General features: G+C 65.1%; 12 protein-coding genes. 8 read left to right on the top strand and 4 right to left on the bottom strand.

The window, feature by feature from the left end:
* Positions 1-89 precede the first annotated feature (89 nt).
* From AB4Y43_RS32235 to AB4Y43_RS32220, 4 genes are all read right to left on the bottom strand, one after another.
* Positions 90-836, bottom strand: coding sequence for an SDR family oxidoreductase (locus AB4Y43_RS32235; RefSeq protein WP_368616082.1), 747 nt, complete (start codon positions 834-836; stop codon positions 90-92).
* 123 nt (positions 837-959) lie between these two features.
* Complete coding sequence (styD, locus tag AB4Y43_RS32230; RefSeq protein WP_342945990.1) at positions 960-2399, bottom strand: phenylacetaldehyde dehydrogenase StyD; 1440 nt, start codon at positions 2397-2399, stop codon at positions 960-962.
* Positions 2400-2486: 87 nt separating this feature from the next.
* Positions 2487-3467, bottom strand: a complete 981-nt coding sequence (locus AB4Y43_RS32225) for a hypothetical protein (RefSeq protein ID WP_342945520.1) — start codon at positions 3465-3467, stop codon at positions 2487-2489.
* A gap of 7 nt (positions 3468-3474) precedes the next feature.
* The gene (locus AB4Y43_RS32220) at positions 3475-5457 is read right to left on the bottom strand and encodes a primary-amine oxidase (RefSeq protein ID WP_368729637.1); all 1983 of its coding nucleotides are present in this window, start codon (positions 5455-5457) and stop codon (positions 3475-3477) included.
* A gap of 207 nt (positions 5458-5664) precedes the next feature.
* Between AB4Y43_RS32220 and AB4Y43_RS32215 the strand changes: the two genes are divergently transcribed.
* The 8 genes from AB4Y43_RS32215 (at position 5665) to AB4Y43_RS32180 (ending at position 15682) form a co-directional block, all read left to right on the top strand.
* Positions 5665-6681, top strand: a complete 1017-nt coding sequence (locus AB4Y43_RS32215) for an AraC family transcriptional regulator (RefSeq protein ID WP_342921927.1) — start codon at positions 5665-5667, stop codon at positions 6679-6681.
* A 310-nt stretch (positions 6682-6991) separates the two neighbouring features.
* Positions 6992-8446, top strand: a complete 1455-nt coding sequence (locus tag AB4Y43_RS32210; protein ID WP_083245105.1) for an APC family permease — start codon at positions 6992-6994, stop codon at positions 8444-8446.
* 139 nt (positions 8447-8585) lie between these two features.
* Positions 8586-9797, top strand: a complete 1212-nt coding sequence (locus AB4Y43_RS32205; protein WP_368729636.1) for a porin — start codon at positions 8586-8588, stop codon at positions 9795-9797.
* Positions 9798-9917: 120 nt separating this feature from the next.
* On the top strand, positions 9918-10661 hold the full coding sequence (locus tag AB4Y43_RS32200) for a (Fe-S)-binding protein (RefSeq protein WP_368729635.1): 744 nt from the start codon (positions 9918-9920) through the stop codon (positions 10659-10661).
* Positions 10658-12052: a lactate utilization protein B gene (locus tag AB4Y43_RS32195; RefSeq protein ID WP_368616088.1), complete on the top strand. Its 1395-nt coding sequence runs from the start codon at positions 10658-10660 to the stop codon at positions 12050-12052. Before AB4Y43_RS32200 ends, AB4Y43_RS32195 begins: the two co-directional genes overlap by 4 nt.
* Positions 12039-12626, top strand: a complete 588-nt coding sequence (locus tag AB4Y43_RS32190) for an LUD domain-containing protein (RefSeq protein WP_069262485.1) — start codon at positions 12039-12041, stop codon at positions 12624-12626. The genes AB4Y43_RS32195 and AB4Y43_RS32190 overlap by 14 nt, the downstream gene beginning before the upstream one ends.
* A 12-nt stretch (positions 12627-12638) precedes the next feature.
* Positions 12639-14879: a cation:proton antiporter gene (locus AB4Y43_RS32185; RefSeq protein WP_342945525.1), complete on the top strand. Its 2241-nt coding sequence runs from the start codon at positions 12639-12641 to the stop codon at positions 14877-14879.
* A complete protein-coding gene (locus AB4Y43_RS32180) occupies positions 14876-15682 on the top strand; it encodes a hypothetical protein (RefSeq protein ID WP_368729634.1) in 807 nt (268 codons plus the stop codon). Before AB4Y43_RS32185 ends, AB4Y43_RS32180 begins: the two co-directional genes overlap by 4 nt.
* The last annotated feature ends 57 nt before the right edge of the window (positions 15683-15739 follow it).

Genomic DNA, 15739 nt, shown 5'->3' with positions numbered 1-15739 from the left:
GGCCGGGACCGCCGGTTTCACGCCGCAGCGGTTTGCCCTGAGACCACGTCCCGCCCGGGTTCTGCCGCGAAGCCACGCCGGGCGGCGTGTCAGACGATCCCGCCGTTCGCGCGCAGCACCTGGCCGTTGACCCAGCCGCCGTCCGGGCCCGCGAGGAACGACACGACATTTGCAATGTCGTCGGGTTGCCCGAGGCGCTGCAGCGGCGGCATGTTCGCGAAATGCTGGACCTGTTCTTCGGTCTTGCCGCTGAGGAACAGCTCTGTCGCCACCGGCCCCGGCGCCACCGCGTTCACGCAGATCGAGCGGCCGCGCAGCTCGCGTGCGAACACGCGCGTGATCGTCTCCACGGCCGCCTTGCTGGCCGTATAGAGCGCGTAGCCCGGCAGATTCATCGCGAGCACGGAGGTCGAGAAGTTGATCACGCGGCCGCCATCCGCGAGTTTCGTCGCCGCTTCGCGCAGCGTGTTGAGCGTGCCGCGCACGTTGATGTCGAACGTTTCGTCGTAGATCGCGTCGGTTGAATCGGCAACTGTCACCGTCTTCATGATGCCCGCGTTATTCACGAGCAGTGTGGGCTGGCCCAGCGTTTCGGCGGTGGTGTCGAAGAGACGGCGCACGTCGTCGGCCTTCGCGACGTTCGCTTGCACCGCAATCGCGCGACCGCCGCCCGCCGCGATCTTCGCGACGAGCGCCTCGGCTTCGGCGCTGCGCGAAGCGTAGTTGATGACGACGGCGTAGCCGTCGCGCGCGAGACGTTCGGCAATGGCGGCGCCGATGCCGCGCGAGGCGCCCGTGACGATGGCGACGCCGCGCGAATTCGTGGAGGCATTCATGATCGGAGTCCTTCTCGTAAGTGGTGAGAACGGGCTCGATCATGGACGAAACCGCGGCGGCGATCATTGCGCGCCGCCGGGTTTCATCATTCCATTTCGATTAACAATGCTGCACGGCGGCGCTCAGTAGGCGATGCAGACGGATTTCGTCTCCGTGTACGCGTCGATGATCGCGCGGCCATGCTCGCGCCCGATACCCGAGGCCTTGAATCCGCCGAAAGGCAATGCCGGGTCGACCATGTTGTGCGTGTTGACCCATACCGTGCCCGCCTGCACGCCGTCCACGACGCGCAGCGCGCGGTCGATCTGGTTGGTCCAGACACTCGCGCCCAGACCGTACTCCGAAGCATTCGCCGCCGCGACGGCTTCTTCGACGTCGTCATACGGCATGGCGACGAGCACCGGCCCGAACACCTCTTCGCGCACGACGGTAAGCGGCTTGTTGGTCGCGTTCGCAATCACCGTGGGCTCGATGAAGAAGCCGGGCCGATTGCCGCCGCCGCCGCCCGCCACGACCTCGCCGCCTTCGGCGCGACCCTGCGCGATCATGCCGGCGACCTTGGCGCGATGGCGCGCCGAAACGAGCGGGCCCATCTGCGCGGCCGCATCGAAACCCGAGCCGAGCACGGTTGCGCGCGCAACCTTAGCGATGCCATCGACGATCTCCTCAAAACGCGCGCGCGGCAGATACAGGCGCGAGCCTGCCGTGCAGACCTGGCCGTGATTGAAGAAGATCGCGCCGGCTGCGCCTTCGATCGCGCGCTGCGGATCGCAGTCGTCGAGCACGATCACGGGGCTCTTGCCGCCCAGTTCCAGCGAGACGCGCTTGAGATCGCTCGCGCATTGCTTGCCGATGAGGCGGCCCACTTCGGTCGAGCCCGTGAAAGTGACCTTGTCCACCTGCGCATGACGAACTAGCGCTGCGCCCGCCGTCTCGCCCTGGCCCGTGACGACATTGAACACGCCCGGCGGAAAGCCGGCTTCGTGCGCGAGCTCGGCGAGGCGGATGGCCGTGAGCGGCGTTTCTTCGGCGGGCTTGAGCACCACGGTGCAGCCGCAGGCGAGCGCGGGCGCGATTTTCCAGACCGCCATCAGCAGCGGGAAATTCCACGGCACGATCGCGGCGACCACGCCCGCAGGCACGCGCCGCGTGGAGGCGTTATAGCGCACGCCGGGCGGGAAAGCGAGCGAGAGATCCACGGTGCTGCCCTCGATCTTCGTGGCCCAGCCGGCCATATAGCGCAGCCATTGCACGCTGCCGCCCACTTCGAGCATCTTCGAGAAGGCGAGCAGCTTGCCCTGGTTGAGCGTTTCGAGCGCAGCAAGTTCGTCGCCGTGCTGTTCGACGAGGTCGGCGAGTTTGAGCAGCAGGCGCTCGCGCGCGGCGGGCGCCATACGCCGCCACGTGTCGGCTTCGAAGGCGCGGCGCGCGGCAATGACGGCAGCGTCGATGTCGGCGTCGCTGGCGTCGGGGACCTGCGCGATCTCCGCGCCCGTGGCGGGATTGAATACGGCAAACGTGCGGCCGTTGCCGCTTTCGCTAAAACGTCCGTCGACGAACATTTGTGTGCGGATCGTGTGCGTGAAGTCCTGGCGGTCCATACCGTCTCCTGATTTCGGTAGTGATGCGAACGTTTTTCGGTGAGTGTTTCAGCGTAAGTCGATTGTGCTGCCCGTAGCGAGGGCGGCTGACGCAGGGTAGGGCGTGTGTGCACGGAATCGGCGTGGCATTGCGGATGCGTATGCGCATGCAAGATTGAGCGCGCCCGCAACGATGAACAGCGCGTAAAAGCCCTGTCCGAAGCCCCATGACGTGGTGGCGAGCGCCGCGCCTGCCAGCATGCCCGCGTGATGTGCGAGGCCCGGGCAGCCGATACCCAAAGCGCGCGACGCTCGCCCGCCGCGTATGAGCGTGGGGAGCGTCAGGTAGTCGAGCACGGCGAATGCGGGGGCAGCAAGCGCAGCCCACGGCGCGAGGCAATCGAACGTCAGCGCGGCGAGCAGTCCGCCACGCAATACGAAGAGCACGAGCAGTGCGCGTCGGTAATCGACGCGATCGGCGAGCCAGCCCGCGAGGCTCACCACGGCGAGTGATGTCACAACCTTCGTCACGGACATCGCAGTGCCGCCGCAGAGCGCAAAAAACTGGAAGCGCGCGAGCACGCCGCTCGACAGGCCTGCAAGCAGCGCGGGTGCGATGAGCAGCATGCCGTTGCGCCACACGGGCGCCGTTGCGTGCGTATGCACCGACCTTGCCGCGCTATCGCGCGTGCGCCGCAAGTGCATGCACGCCGCGGCGATCAAGGCGACGCCGCCCAGGATGAGCGGCGTCTGCGCGAGCGTTGCTCCTGCGTGCGCGCCGGCGCCCATTGCCGCCATCGTGAGTGCGAGTGCGCTCGCGATCGGCACCGTGGGGTGCGTGGCGAAGCTGCGCGCAAGCACGCCCGGAATCAACGCCATCGCAGGCAGGGCAAGCGCGCTCGCGGCGAATGCGGCAAACGGCGCGCCGGCCGGCATCGCCGCGATCATGACGCCTCCCGCAAGCGCGCTCGCGCCGCCCGTGATCGACGCCCAGACGCACAGCAGGCGTGCGGCGTGCATTACATCAAGGCGGCGCTCGCGCGGCATCATCGCGCGCTCACTGCTTGCTGTGGCAGCACGATTTTGCTTCGGGCGCGTCTGCGCGGTCCTGCACGCTGTGCGGATCGCGCCCGCCCGGCAGGTCCATCGCGGGATTGCCGTAGAAGAAGTTGTTGGGCTTGAGCATGAAGCCCGCATACTCCACCGGCATCACGGGGAAATCCTCGGGCTTGCACACGTGCGTGTGACCGAAGCTGTGCCACAGCACGATGTCCTCGTTCTCTACGTTGCGGTTCGCCTCGATATAGCGCGGCAGGCCGTCGCCGCCGGCGTGCTGGTTCGGGTAGTCGCCGCTCGCGTAGCGCTGCGTCGTGTCGTACGGTGTGACCCACACGTGGCGCGTGGCAAAGCCGCCGCGCTGGCGCACCTTCGAGTCGGGATCGGCGAGCATGAGCGGCGAGTCGTTGATGATGAGCTTGTAGCCTGGATTCGCGCCGACGCGGTTCTTCACGTTCGGGTTCACCACTTTCCAGAAGCGCCCCGTCTGACCACTGGCGTTACGCGCCGCTTCCTGCTCGGTCTTGAGCACGCGCCTGGTCGTATCGAACACGTTGCCGTATGGATTCCCGGCACCCATCGCGCGCGGCACGAATTCGTGCTCGGTGACGGAGTTCTTCTCGCCGTCCACCATCATGTGCAAGCGCGCGTTGAAGAAGTGCTGATGCGTCGGGCCGCCCAGGTTCTCGGTGACCATGCCGCCCCACGGGTAACTGTCGCCATCCGCCACCGCGGAAGTCTGGATGATGCCCGTGAGCTTGCATTCGAGCTGGATCGTGCCGTCCTGATAGAAGTACCAGTAAAAGCCGTAATCGTAGTTGCCCACTGTTGCGAAGAACGAGATCACGAGGCGGCGCGAACGGCGCATCTCGAACACACCGGTGCGGAACTCGTAGTGCTTCCAGAGCGTGCCGTAATCCTCTTCGTGCAGACACACGGCGTTCTTCATGGTGAAGCCGTTGCCGAAGTCGTCGGCGGACGGAATGTCGAAATAGCGGATCGTGCCGAGGCAATCGCAGCCCAGTTCGAGCTGGTTCGCGAGCTTGCCGAGTCCGTATTCGCCCGCATCGAACGCGCTTTTCCAGTAATGGTTCGTGGTGGGGTCCGAGTAGGGCACGCACATTTCGGTCACGCTCGCGCGGTAGACGATCGGGCGCGGCGCGCTCTTGCCGTCGTCCCATGTGATCTGGTGCAGCACGAGCCCTTCGCGCGGCGTGAAACCCACGCGGAATTTCCAGTTCTGCCAGCTAACCTGCCAGCCGTCTATCGTGAAGCTCGGGCCTTCGGGCTGACTGATTGAGAGCGGCTTGACGGTGTCACGCGGCTTGCCGAGGCTCGGCGTGTCGTAGTTGTGCCTGGCGCGCGGAATGGGGATGATGCGGCCGTCGTCGATCAGCTCGATCACCTTGTGCGCGAGCAGGTCCACCACGGCGACGACGCCTTCGATGGGGTGCGCGTAACCGTTGTCGGTCAGGGACTCCCGGTAGTAGCTCACGCAGCGCACGAGGCGGCGGCCATTCTCGTTCAGGCGGTCGAACGCGCCGGCGGAGAACGGATCGACCTGCACGCGCTCGAGTTCGTCTTCGGTGAGGCCGCGCTTTTTCACGGCCTCGCGCCATGCTGCGTCTTCCTTGACGATGCGCTCCGCGTTCATGAAGTCTTCGATCATCACGGGCGGCTGGCCATAGGGCGCGTTTTGCAAGGCGAGCGCCTTACGCGATTCCACTTTCTTCTCGCGCAGGTCCACCACGAATTCGAGCGTCTGGCTGCGGGTGCGATCGATCGCGATGACGAAGGCGCGGCGCGAGAAGTAATCGCCATGCTTGTACGCGAGCACTTCCGCCTTGGGCGGCTCGCACAGTTCGGTGACAGGAAAGCGCCCATAATCATCGAGCTGCTCGGCGGCTTTCACGATGTCACAGGCCAGCTGCATTTCGGCGAGGCTCAACGGGTCGAGCGGATGCGCGTTCGGATTCGTGTTCATAAGCATTTCGTAAGGATGGCGTTGGGCGCAACAGGGCATGGGACGGTATGAAGAATCCGCATTCGTCTCATGCGATATCGATGGGTCAATCGTAGAAACGCCGTATTTTTTTCGCGCTTGCAAAACGCGCCAAAGGGGCGATAGAGTGCGCCAGAGACGGTCGACTGTTAAAACCGTCGGCGCGTACAGGCCCTAATGGAGCGAGACATGAAAAGAGTGCCTGTCAATAGCGGTTTCCCGATGATTCGCGGTGCCGTGATGGGTCCCATCGTGCGTGCACTCGACGCCGCCGGTGCGGACTGCGATGCATTGCTGGCCGAGTTCGGCCTGAGTCGCCGGCAGCTTTCCAATCCCTATGAAATCGTGGCGCTCGGGCGCTACGTGGGCGCGTTCGAACGCGCGGCGCAGGTCCTCGACGAACCCTTTCTCGGCCTGCGCTTAGGCGCCGAATTGCAGCTCACGGAACTGGGGCCGGCTGGCCTCGTGTTCATGTCGTCGCCTACACTCGGCGCCGCAATCCGTAAGTTCACCGACACGCTCGGCTCGTGGCAAAGCGCGACGGCCGTCGATCTCGTGAGCGACAACGCATGGCCGATGTGGAGCTATCGCATCGCGCATACGCAAATCTGGCCGCGCCGGCAGGACGCCGAGTACAGCGTCTCCGCCATGTGCCACATGATTCGCCAGGTGCGAGGCGCAGCATGGACGCCGTGCGAGATTCATTTCGAGCACGCCGCGCCCGAGGACCTCAAGCCTTATTTGCGCCTCTTTCGCGTGCCCGTGCGCTTCCAGCAGCCGGCCAACGGTGTGGTCCTGCACCCGCACGATCTCGACACGCCGCTCAAGAGCGCCGACGTGCAGATGGCGCGCATGATGGAGCGCCACGCCACCGACCTGATTTCGCGCGACACGATTCCGCATACGCTCGTGGACCAGGTGCGCGATCTCGTGACGCGCCGGCTCGCGCGCGAAAAGCTCGTGGTCGGCGATATCGCCAAGGACCTCGGGCTTTCGGACCGCTCCTTGCAGCGGCATCTCGCCGACGCCGGGACCTCTGTGCGCCAGATCATTCGCGAAGAGCGCGAGCGCAGCGTGGCGGTGCTGCGCGAGCAGGAGGGCATGACCAACGCTGCCGTGGCCCGCGCCGTGGGTTATGCCGACGCCACCGTGCTATGGCGTGCGACGCGCAACTGGGGCCGTGCAGGCGCCAAGCGAACCCGCTAGCGCGCAAATCGTGAAAGAGAATTGACGGCGTTCAGTAAGCTTGTGGGCTGAAGTACGGATTCCCGGCTCGCGGCATTAATCAGGATACCGAAGGTAATATCGACCGCTTCAGCGCGGTTAAGTGAAAACCCGCTCCAGCCTTGGCGCACTTTATCGAGTAATTGGCGCGTTGCGCCAAGTCGGCGAGTTTATTAGCTGCCTACCATGCGCTCAATCCGAATCGGGAAATTCGATTCGTCGAGCGCCGGAGGCACGCGGTTCTTCATCGTGTCGTACGGCGAACCCAGAACAGACACCCGCAGAGGCAACGATGAACGAACCGTATTCTTCTCCCGCTCACCTCGTTGGAGACAACGCGGCAGTGGACTCACAGCGCAGCCTGCTCGGGCTTTGGCAGATCGTCTTTCTCGTCATTTCCGCGGCGGCGCCGCTCACCGGCATGCTGGGCGCGGTGCCACCCGCCATCAGCCTCGGCAATGGCGCGGGAATTCCCGGCGCATTCGTGATCGCGGGCGTCGTGCTGCTCGTGTTCAGCGTGGGCTTCGCTTCAATGAGCCGCCACATCGTGCGTGCCGGCGCGTTCTACGCGTACATCACGGCGGGTTTCGGCCGACCTGTTGGCATGGCCGGCGCACTCGTCGCGCTGCTCTCGTACACGAGCATCCAGATCGCGTTGTACGGCCTGTTCGGTTTCTTCTGCACGGTGGTGCTCGGGCCACTGCTGCATAGTTCGCTGCCGTGGTACGCGTATTCATTCGCGTGCCTCGTCGTCGTGCAGTTCACCGGCATTCGCGGCATCGACCTGAACAGCCGCCTGCTCGGCGTGCTCATGTGTCTCGAACTCGGCATCCTGCTGCTGCTGAGCCTCGCGATCGTGATTCATCATGGTGGACCGGATGGCCTGACGCTCGCGCCGTTTTCGCCGCGCCACGTTTTCAGCGGCCACCTCGGCATCGCGGTGATGTTCGCGCTCGCGTCGTTCATCGGTTTCGAGGCCACGGCGATCTACGGCAAGGAGTGCCGCGACCCGAAGGTGACGGTGCCGCGCGCCACCTATGTTTCCGTCACGCTGATTCTCGTGTTTTTTGCGTTCGTCACGTGGGCTATCGTTTGCGCCTATGGCATCAGCAACGTCACGGACGTCGCGACGAAACAGCCGGGCGACTTCTGGTTCATCCAGTCGACGAAGTACCTGGGCGGCGCGATGACCACGACGATGAGCTTCCTGCTGCTTTCCAGCATCTTCGCGAGCCTGCTGTCGTTCCACAACACGATCGTGCGTTACATCCACGCGCTTGCGGGTGAGGGGATTCTTCCCGCGGTGCTCGATCGCCTGCATCCGAAGTATGGATCGCCGTATCTCGCGAGCTATCTGCAGACACTTTCGGTCGCTGTGCCGGTGGGCCTTTTCGTTCTCGCGGGCAGCGATCCGTTCAACATCGTGTTCAGCTGGGGCTCGGCGCTCGGCACCATCGGCATCGTCATGCTGCAGGCGGTCACGAGTTTTTCGGTGGCGGCGTTTTTCCGCGCCACGAAGAAGGACACGCGACTGTGGCACGCGTTCCTCGCGCCGGTGCTGGGCGGCTGCGGTCTGCTCTCCATCGGCATCGTGCTGATCGGCAATCTCGACGCGCTCGCCGGTTCCGATAGCCCGGTCGTACGTGCGTTCCCATGGGTCGTGCTCGCGGTGGCGCTGATCGGCGTGCTGATTGCTTTCGTGCTCAAGCGTTCGCGGCCGGACATCTACGCGCGCTTCGGCCAATAACGACTTGCCCGGGACGCGTCTCGCGTCAAGCCCTCGATTCCCGCAGTTCCTGACTCGTGCGGCGCGCTCCCGGCGCCGCGCTTCGGCCGCGCACGCGCATGCAGCGCAGCGGCCCATCTCTCTTCGACAAGACAACGACATGGCAAATCTCGTCAAGCGCACAGCGCTGGCGCTGGCTTCGTGCGCCCTCGCGACGAGCGCACTCGCGCAATCTTCAGTCACGCTTTACGGCACGGTGGACGCGGGCCTCATCTATTCGACCAACCAGCAGACCACGCACGCAGACGGCAGCACGAGCGGCCACGCCAACTGGCAACTGGGCGGCGGCAACCTCGTGCCGTCGCGCTGGGGTCTCACGGGCAGCGAGGACATTGGCGGCGGCACGAGCGTCAATTTCACGCTCGAAAACAGCTTCTTCTCGCAGAACGGCGCACTCCTGCAGGGCGGCACGCTTTTCAACCGCAACGCCTGGGTGGGCGTGGCGAACAGCCACTACGGCACGCTCACGCTGGGTCGCCAGTACGATCCGTTTTCCGACGATCTGGGCGCCTATGTGTCGAGCAACAACTGGGCAACGCTCTATGGCTCGCACTTCGGCGACGTGGACAATCTCAACGAAGCGTTCAACTTCAATAGCTCGATCAAATATGTGAGCCCGAGTTTCGGCGGCTTCACGATAGGCGGTCTGTTCAGTTTCGGCGGCGTGGCGGGGAATTTCTCGCAGAACCGCGGTTGGTCGGTGGCGGCGAATTACGCCAACGGGCCGCTTTCGCTTTCTGCCGGCTACCTCGAGTTGCGCAATCCGCTGCAGGCGGCGTTGGGCGGGGAGAGCGGCTATATCGGCGACTTCAGTTGCAGCAATCCGAATGCGTCGTACTGCGAACTACAGAACGCGCAGCGCGTGAGCATTTTCGGCGCGGGCGGCTCGTACGCGTTCGACAAGGTTAGCGTGGCGCTCAGCTATACCCATACGCTTCTTTCGCAGAGTCAATATCTCGCGGATGCGGCACGGCCGCAGGGCGCGGACATCTCGTTCGATATCGCCGAGCTGAATACGTCGTGGCAATACTCGCCCGCGCTGCAGTTCGGCTTCGCTTATATCTTCAACGACGCTCACCCGGACGGCGGCTCATCCACACGGCTTCACCAGATCAATCTGGGCGCGGTCTACAGCCTCTCCAAGCGCACGGCAGTTTATGCGGTGGCGATCGGCCAGAAGTCGTCGGGGGCGGGTCTCGGGATCGATGCCGCGAGCGGGGCGACGCAGAATCTGGCGCAGATTCCGAACCTCGTGAATTCGAGCACCGACAAGCAGCTTGCCGTGATCGCGGGCATTCGCCACAACTTCTGAGTGAAAAGCCGCGGCGCAGCATGATGCACCGCGGCAACGCGCAGCGCATACACGCTTCGCGCGACGCCCGCGCCGTTCGGCAGTAGAATGTTCGGGTCCGCTTTTCGTGTGAGCCCGCGCATGAAAGTTGCCTTGTTCGTCCCTTGCTTCATCGACGCGTTCTACCCCGAGGTGGCAATCGCCACACTGGAACTGCTGGAGCGTTTCGGCTGCGAGGTGGACTATCCGCTCGAACAAACCTGCTGCGGCCAGCCCATGGCCAACAGCGGCGCGCAGGCCGAGGCAGCCGGCGCGGAGCGGGTATTTGCGCGCGCGTTCGCGGGCTACGACTATATCGTCGGCCCGTCGGCGAGCTGCGTGAATCACGTGCGCGACCACTTCACCGCGATCGAGCAGACCGAGACCGTACGTAAGGTGCGCGAGAGCACCTATGAACTCGTCGAGTTTCTGCACGACGTGCTGGGCGCGCGCGAATTCCCCTGGGCCGAATTTCCCTGGCGCGTGGGTTTGCACAATAGCTGCAGCGCGCTGCGCCATTTGAAGGAAGCTTCGGTTTCGGAAATCGCGGGTCCGACGTTTTCGAAATCCCTCGCGCTGCTCGAACACGTGAAGGGCATCGAATTCGTGAAGCCGGCGCGCCCCGACGAATGCTGCGGCTTCGGCGGCACGTTCGCCGTGACCGAAGAGGCGGTGTCGGTGCGCATGGGCCAGGACAAGGTGGTCGATCACGTGAGCGCGGGCGCGCAATACATCGTTTCCGCCGACATGTCCTGCCTCATGCACCAGCAGGGCTGCGCCGAGCGCATGAGCGCGGACATCCGCTTCATCCACATTGCCCAGGTGCTCAACGGAGCGCGCGAATGAAGCGAGTCGAACACGCGAAGCTCGCCGGCACGTTTCTCTCGCGGCCGGAGCACGTCGCCTTCCACGACAAGCGTCTATGGGACTTGCGCTCGAAGCGCGACGCCCAGGCGCATGCCATTCCCGAGTGGGAAATGCTGCGCACGCTCGCCTCGCAAATCAAGGCGCATACGCTCTCGCATCTCGCCGACTACCTCGACCACTTCACGCGCACGGCGCAAGCCAATGGCGTGCAGGTCCATTTCGCGGATTCGGCCGAGGAACACAACGAAATCGTTTATCGCATCCTGAGCGAGCGCGGCATGACGGCGCTCGTGAAGAGCAAGTCGATGCTCACCGACGAGTGCGAGATGCGTCCGTATCTGGAGTCGCGCGGCATTTCGGTGATGGAGACCGACCTTGGCGAGCGCATCCAGCAGCTCGACAAGCAGCCGCCCAGCCATATCGTCGTGCCCGCCGTGCACAAGCTGCGCGACGACGTGGCCGAAGTGTTCGGCCGCACCATCGGCACGGACCCGCACAACAACGACATTCACTATCTGGCGGAAAGCCAGCGCATGAATACGCGGCCGTGGTTCGTGCGCGAGAAAACGGCGGGCATGACCGGCTGCAATTTCGCGGTGGCGGAAACGGGCACGGTGGTGGTATGCACCAACGAGGGCAACGCGGACCTTTCCGCCAACGTGCCGCCGCTGCACATCGTCTCGATGGGCATCGAGAAGCTGATTCCGCGCCTTTCCGATCTCGGCGTATTCGTGCGCATGCTCTCGCGCAGCGCGCTCGGCTCGCCAATCACGCAATACACCTCGCATTTCCGCGCGCCGCGGCCCGGTGCGCAAATGCATTTCGTGCTCGTCGACAACGGCCGGGCCGAGCGGCTCGCCATGCCCGAGTTCTGGTATTCGCTCAAGTGCATTCGGTGCGGCGCATGCATGAATACCTGTCCCGTGTACCGGCGCAGCGGCGGGCTTTCGTACGGCAGCACCTATGCGGGGCCGATCGGCGCGATCATCAATCCGACCTTCGACCTCAAACGCTTCAGCGCGTTGCCGTTCGCCTCGACGCTCAACGGCAGCTGCACGAACGTGTGCCCGGTGAAGATCAATATTCACGAGCAGATCTACCAGTGGCGACAGGTCATCGCGGCACAGCACGAGGTGCCATTCGTGAAGCAGGAAGTGCTGAAGATGGCTGGCCGGTTGCTCGGCAGTCCGACGCTTTATCGCGGCACGGTGAAATCGCTCGAGGGCGCGTTGCGGCGCTTGCCCAACTTCATGCTCTACAACCCGCTCAATATCTGGGGCAAGCAGCGCGATCTGCCGCACGTGCCGCACACGACGTTCCATGCGTGGTACCGGAAAAACCGCAAGGGAGGCGGCGATGGCGGATCGTGAGGCGTTTCTCGCGCGCGTGCGCGCCGCGCAACCCGCGCACGAACCGTTGCCCGAGGTGCCGTTGTTCGAAGCGCCCGCCGGCGATCTGCGCGAGCGCTTTGGCGCCGCGCTCAAACTGATGGGCGGCAGCGACACGCAGATGCAAAGCGGGGCCGAGGTGCGCGCCATGATCCTGCGCCGCTTTGGCAGCGAGGCGCGTATCGCGTCGGCCACGCCGGAGGTCCAGGGCACGCGCGAGATCAGCGCCGTCACGAAGCCGGCCTCGCTCGAAGACGTCGACGTGGGCGTGGTGCGCGCACGCTTCGGCGTGGCGGAAACGGGATCGCTATGGCTGAGCGAGTGCGAGTACGTGGTGAACGCGCTCGGCTATATCGTGCAGCATCTCGTGGTGCTGCTCGATCCCGCACAGCTGGTGGCGGGGCTGCAGGACGCGTACCGGCGCGACGATTTTCGCAGCGCGCGCTACGCGGCGCTCGTCACAGGGCCGTCCGCGACGGCCGATATCGAAGGCGTGTTGATCCAGGGGGCACAAGGGGTGAGGTCGTTGACGGTGGTGTGGCTGCCGGCGCCGTGACGGTTGCACGCCATGGTCATCCACGTCCTTCTCCTGAGCGGCTTTCTGCTGGCGAGCATCGCGCTCGTGCAGGCGGTGAGCCTGCGCTGGTCGATTTCCGAATCGGTGCTGCTCGCCGGCTGGGGTTTCACGCTGGGCGGCATCTACCTCGTGAGCGGCGAGGCCTGGCCCACGCTCGCCGCGAACTTCGTGATGCCCGCGCTTGCGCCTCGGCTGCCGCCTGAGGCTTACTTGTGGATCTTCCTGCCGCCGCTGCTATTCCAGGCCGCGCTCAGCGTGAACGTGCGCGAGATGCTCGGCGACGCGGCGCCGATTCTGCTGCTTGCCGTCGTGGCCGTGTTCGTGGCGACCGGCATGGTGGGCGGCGCAGTCCGGCTCACGGGCCTCGGTCCGCTTGCCGACGGCCTCCTGCTCGGTGCGATGATCGCGACGACCGACCCTTCCGCGGTGCTCGCCGTGTTCCGCGAAGTGGGCGCACCCGAGCGGCTCGTGCGCCTCGTAGAAGGCGAGAGCCTGCTCAACGATGCGGCCGCCATTGCCATCGCCGGCGTGCTGATCGCCGCGATCACAGGAGACGCGGCCAATGTCTCGGCAACGGCCGCGCTGCGTGCGCTCGGCATCGCGCTCGGCGGCGGGCTGCTGGTCGGGGCGCTGGCCGGGCGCGCATTCGCGTGGCTCCTGCCGGCGCTGGGCGGCGAGGGCAAAGCCGAGATCTCGCTCAGTTTCGCGCTGCCGTATCCGCTCTATCTCCTCGCCGACCAGATGTTGCACGTCTCGGGCGTGGTAGCCGTGGTCGCGGCCGGGCTCGTCATCAGCGGGCTCGGGAGCACGCGCCTGTCGCCTGTGAACTGGAAGCATCTGCAGCTGATCTGGGAACAGATCGCGGCCATGGCGGGCGCAGCGATTTTTCTGCTCGCGGCCATGCAGATTCCGGCCACGCTGCGTGACGCGCAATGGATCGATCTCGTCGCGCTCGCCGTCGTGGTGGTGGCGGCGTTCGCGGCGCGCGTCGTCGTGGTGTTCGGCATGCTGCCGCTACTGAGCCGCCTGCGGCTCACCGAGCCCGTGAGCGCGGCCTACAAGCTCGTGATTGCATGGGGTGGACTGCGCGGCGCGGTGACGCTCGTGCTCGCGCTGGGCCTCGCGCAGGACACGGCGCTGCCCGATTCCACGCGCCGCTTCGTCGCGATCCTCGCGACGGGCTTCGTGCTCGTGAGCCTGATTGTGAACGGCACGTCGCTCAAGCTGCTGATCCGGCGGCTGCGCCTCGATCTGCTGTCGCCCCAGGAGCAGGCGCTGCAGCAAAAGGCGGTGCAGCTGTCGTCGATCGGCGTATCCGAGCGCGTGCATATGGCGGCACGCACCTTTCACATTCCCGATGCGATCGCCGACCAGGCCTGCCATACGTTCCGGCGCAGCGTGGACATCAGCGCGACGGCATTCGATTTCGAGGCGGCGCTCTCGGACCGCGAGCGTCTCGTCATCGGCCTCGTGACGCTCGCGGCGAAGGAGCGCGACCTCATTCCGCAGTATGGCAGCGGCATCATTACGATCCGCAATCTCGACGCCATGATGCGCAACACCGATGCCATGATCGAAGAGGCGCGCGTGGGCGGGCGGCTCGGTTATCAGCGCGCGGCCGCAAAAATACTGGCCGATACGATCGAGATGCGTGTCGCGCGGCTGCTTTATCGCTGGCTGCGCGTGCGGCAGCCATACGGCGACGCGCTCGCCGATCGCTTCGAACTCCTGATGTGTCGCCGCGTGGTGCTGCATCAGCTGATCGTCTTCAACGACCGCAGCCTCACGCCGCTGCTGGGCGAGCGTCTCGCGGCGCTGCTCAAAACGATCCTCAAGGCGCGCATCGCGACGGCCGAGCATGGGCTCGCGGACGTGCGCCGTTGCTTCGGCCAGGCTTCGGACGTGCTCGAGCGGCGCATGCTGCTGCTGTACGCGCTGCGTGAAGGGCGCGAACGCGTACAGGCCATGTACGAGGACCGCTCGATCTCGAAGGAGATCTACGATTCGATCCGGCGCGAGCTGGACGCCGCGTGGAAGCTCGCCGTGCCGCGGGCGCATCCGGACCTCGTGCCGGGCGAGACGCACGCGAAGGAGATTCATACGCGCATCGACGCATTGAGCGTTGGCGGCGCCGATGCGCATGCGCAGCCCCCAGCACCCATAGCGCCGCACACCGACACCGTCGCGCCGATGGAAAACGCCGCAGCCGGGGAGCGCAGGCCGTCGCCATGACCGAAATCCAGTCGGCGCTGCTCGTGTTCGCGCTGCTGCTCGGCGGTACGGGCCTCGGCGTGCTGCTGCGGCCGTTATTGCCCGAGGAGCATCGCAAGCATGAAACCGTGCAGCTCGTGCAACTCGTGATCGGTATGCTGGTGACGTTTGCGGCGCTCGTGCTGAGCCTGCTCACCGCGTCCGCGAAATCGAGCTTCGATACGGCGACCAACGACATGCGCGCCTACGCCGCCGACCTGATTCAGCTCGATCAACGCCTGCGCGAATACGGTCCCGACGCGGCCGCGGCGCGCACCTTGCTGCGCGCGTATACGGCAAGCGCCATCGCCTCGACCTGGGCGCAGGAAAAGCCGCCGCCGGGAAACTACTATCCACACGATCCGGGCGTCGGCAATGACGAACTCGAAAGCCGGCCGCTCGGCGCGCTGCTCAACTCAGTCGGGCACGAAATCGAAATGCTCGCGCCACGCGACGCCTATCACCAGGCGCTCGTGGGCCCGCTCTCACAGATGTTCGACCGCGTGACCGATACGCGGTGGCGTCTGATCGAAGAGGCGCATGGCACGATTTCGCGGCCGTTCTTCAAGATGCTCGCGCTCTGGCTGATTTTGATCTTCCTGAGCTTCGGGCTCGTCGCGCCGCATAACGCGCTGGCGATCGTGCTGATCTTCCTTGGTGCGGTGTCGATTTCGTCGGCCGTCTACGTGATCGCCGACCTCGATACGCCGTTCACGGGACAACTCGTGGTGCCGAGCGATTCGATGCGCGATGCGCTCGCGCACATGAACGCGTCGGCCACGTAGCGACGCGAGCGAGTCATTGCGCTAGACTCGCGCGACGTGACGCGTACAGGAAAGGAG

This window comes from Paraburkholderia sp. BR10872 (assembly GCF_040965835.1).
Lineage (GTDB): Bacteria > Pseudomonadota > Gammaproteobacteria > Burkholderiales > Burkholderiaceae > Paraburkholderia > Paraburkholderia nodosa_A.
The sequence above is the reverse complement of the archived record's forward strand: the minus strand, read 5'-3'. Positions and strand labels throughout refer to the sequence as shown.

Bases quoted from the DNA above. Each gene is read 5' to 3' on its own strand.
- AB4Y43_RS32235 (WP_368616082.1), bottom strand. From the start codon at position 836: ATGAATGCCTCCACGAATTCGCGCGGCGTCGCCATCGTCACGGGCGCC.
- styD (WP_342945990.1), bottom strand. From the start codon at position 2,399: ATGTTCGTCGACGGACGTTTTAGCGAAAGCGGCAACGGCCGCACGTTT.
- AB4Y43_RS32225 (WP_342945520.1), bottom strand. From the start codon at position 3,467: ATGATGCCGCGCGAGCGCCGCCTTGATGTAATGCACGCCGCACGCCTG.
- AB4Y43_RS32220 (WP_368729637.1), bottom strand. From the start codon at position 5,457: ATGAACACGAATCCGAACGCGCATCCGCTCGACCCGTTGAGCCTCGCC.
- AB4Y43_RS32215 (WP_342921927.1), top strand. From the start codon at position 5,665: ATGAAAAGAGTGCCTGTCAATAGCGGTTTCCCGATGATTCGCGGTGCC.
- AB4Y43_RS32210 (WP_083245105.1), top strand. From the start codon at position 6,992: ATGAACGAACCGTATTCTTCTCCCGCTCACCTCGTTGGAGACAACGCG.
- AB4Y43_RS32205 (WP_368729636.1), top strand. From the start codon at position 8,586: ATGGCAAATCTCGTCAAGCGCACAGCGCTGGCGCTGGCTTCGTGCGCC.
- AB4Y43_RS32200 (WP_368729635.1), top strand. From the start codon at position 9,918: ATGAAAGTTGCCTTGTTCGTCCCTTGCTTCATCGACGCGTTCTACCCC.
- AB4Y43_RS32195 (WP_368616088.1), top strand. From the start codon at position 10,658: ATGAAGCGAGTCGAACACGCGAAGCTCGCCGGCACGTTTCTCTCGCGG.
- AB4Y43_RS32190 (WP_069262485.1), top strand. From the start codon at position 12,039: ATGGCGGATCGTGAGGCGTTTCTCGCGCGCGTGCGCGCCGCGCAACCC.
- AB4Y43_RS32185 (WP_342945525.1), top strand. From the start codon at position 12,639: ATGGTCATCCACGTCCTTCTCCTGAGCGGCTTTCTGCTGGCGAGCATC.
- AB4Y43_RS32180 (WP_368729634.1), top strand. From the start codon at position 14,876: ATGACCGAAATCCAGTCGGCGCTGCTCGTGTTCGCGCTGCTGCTCGGC.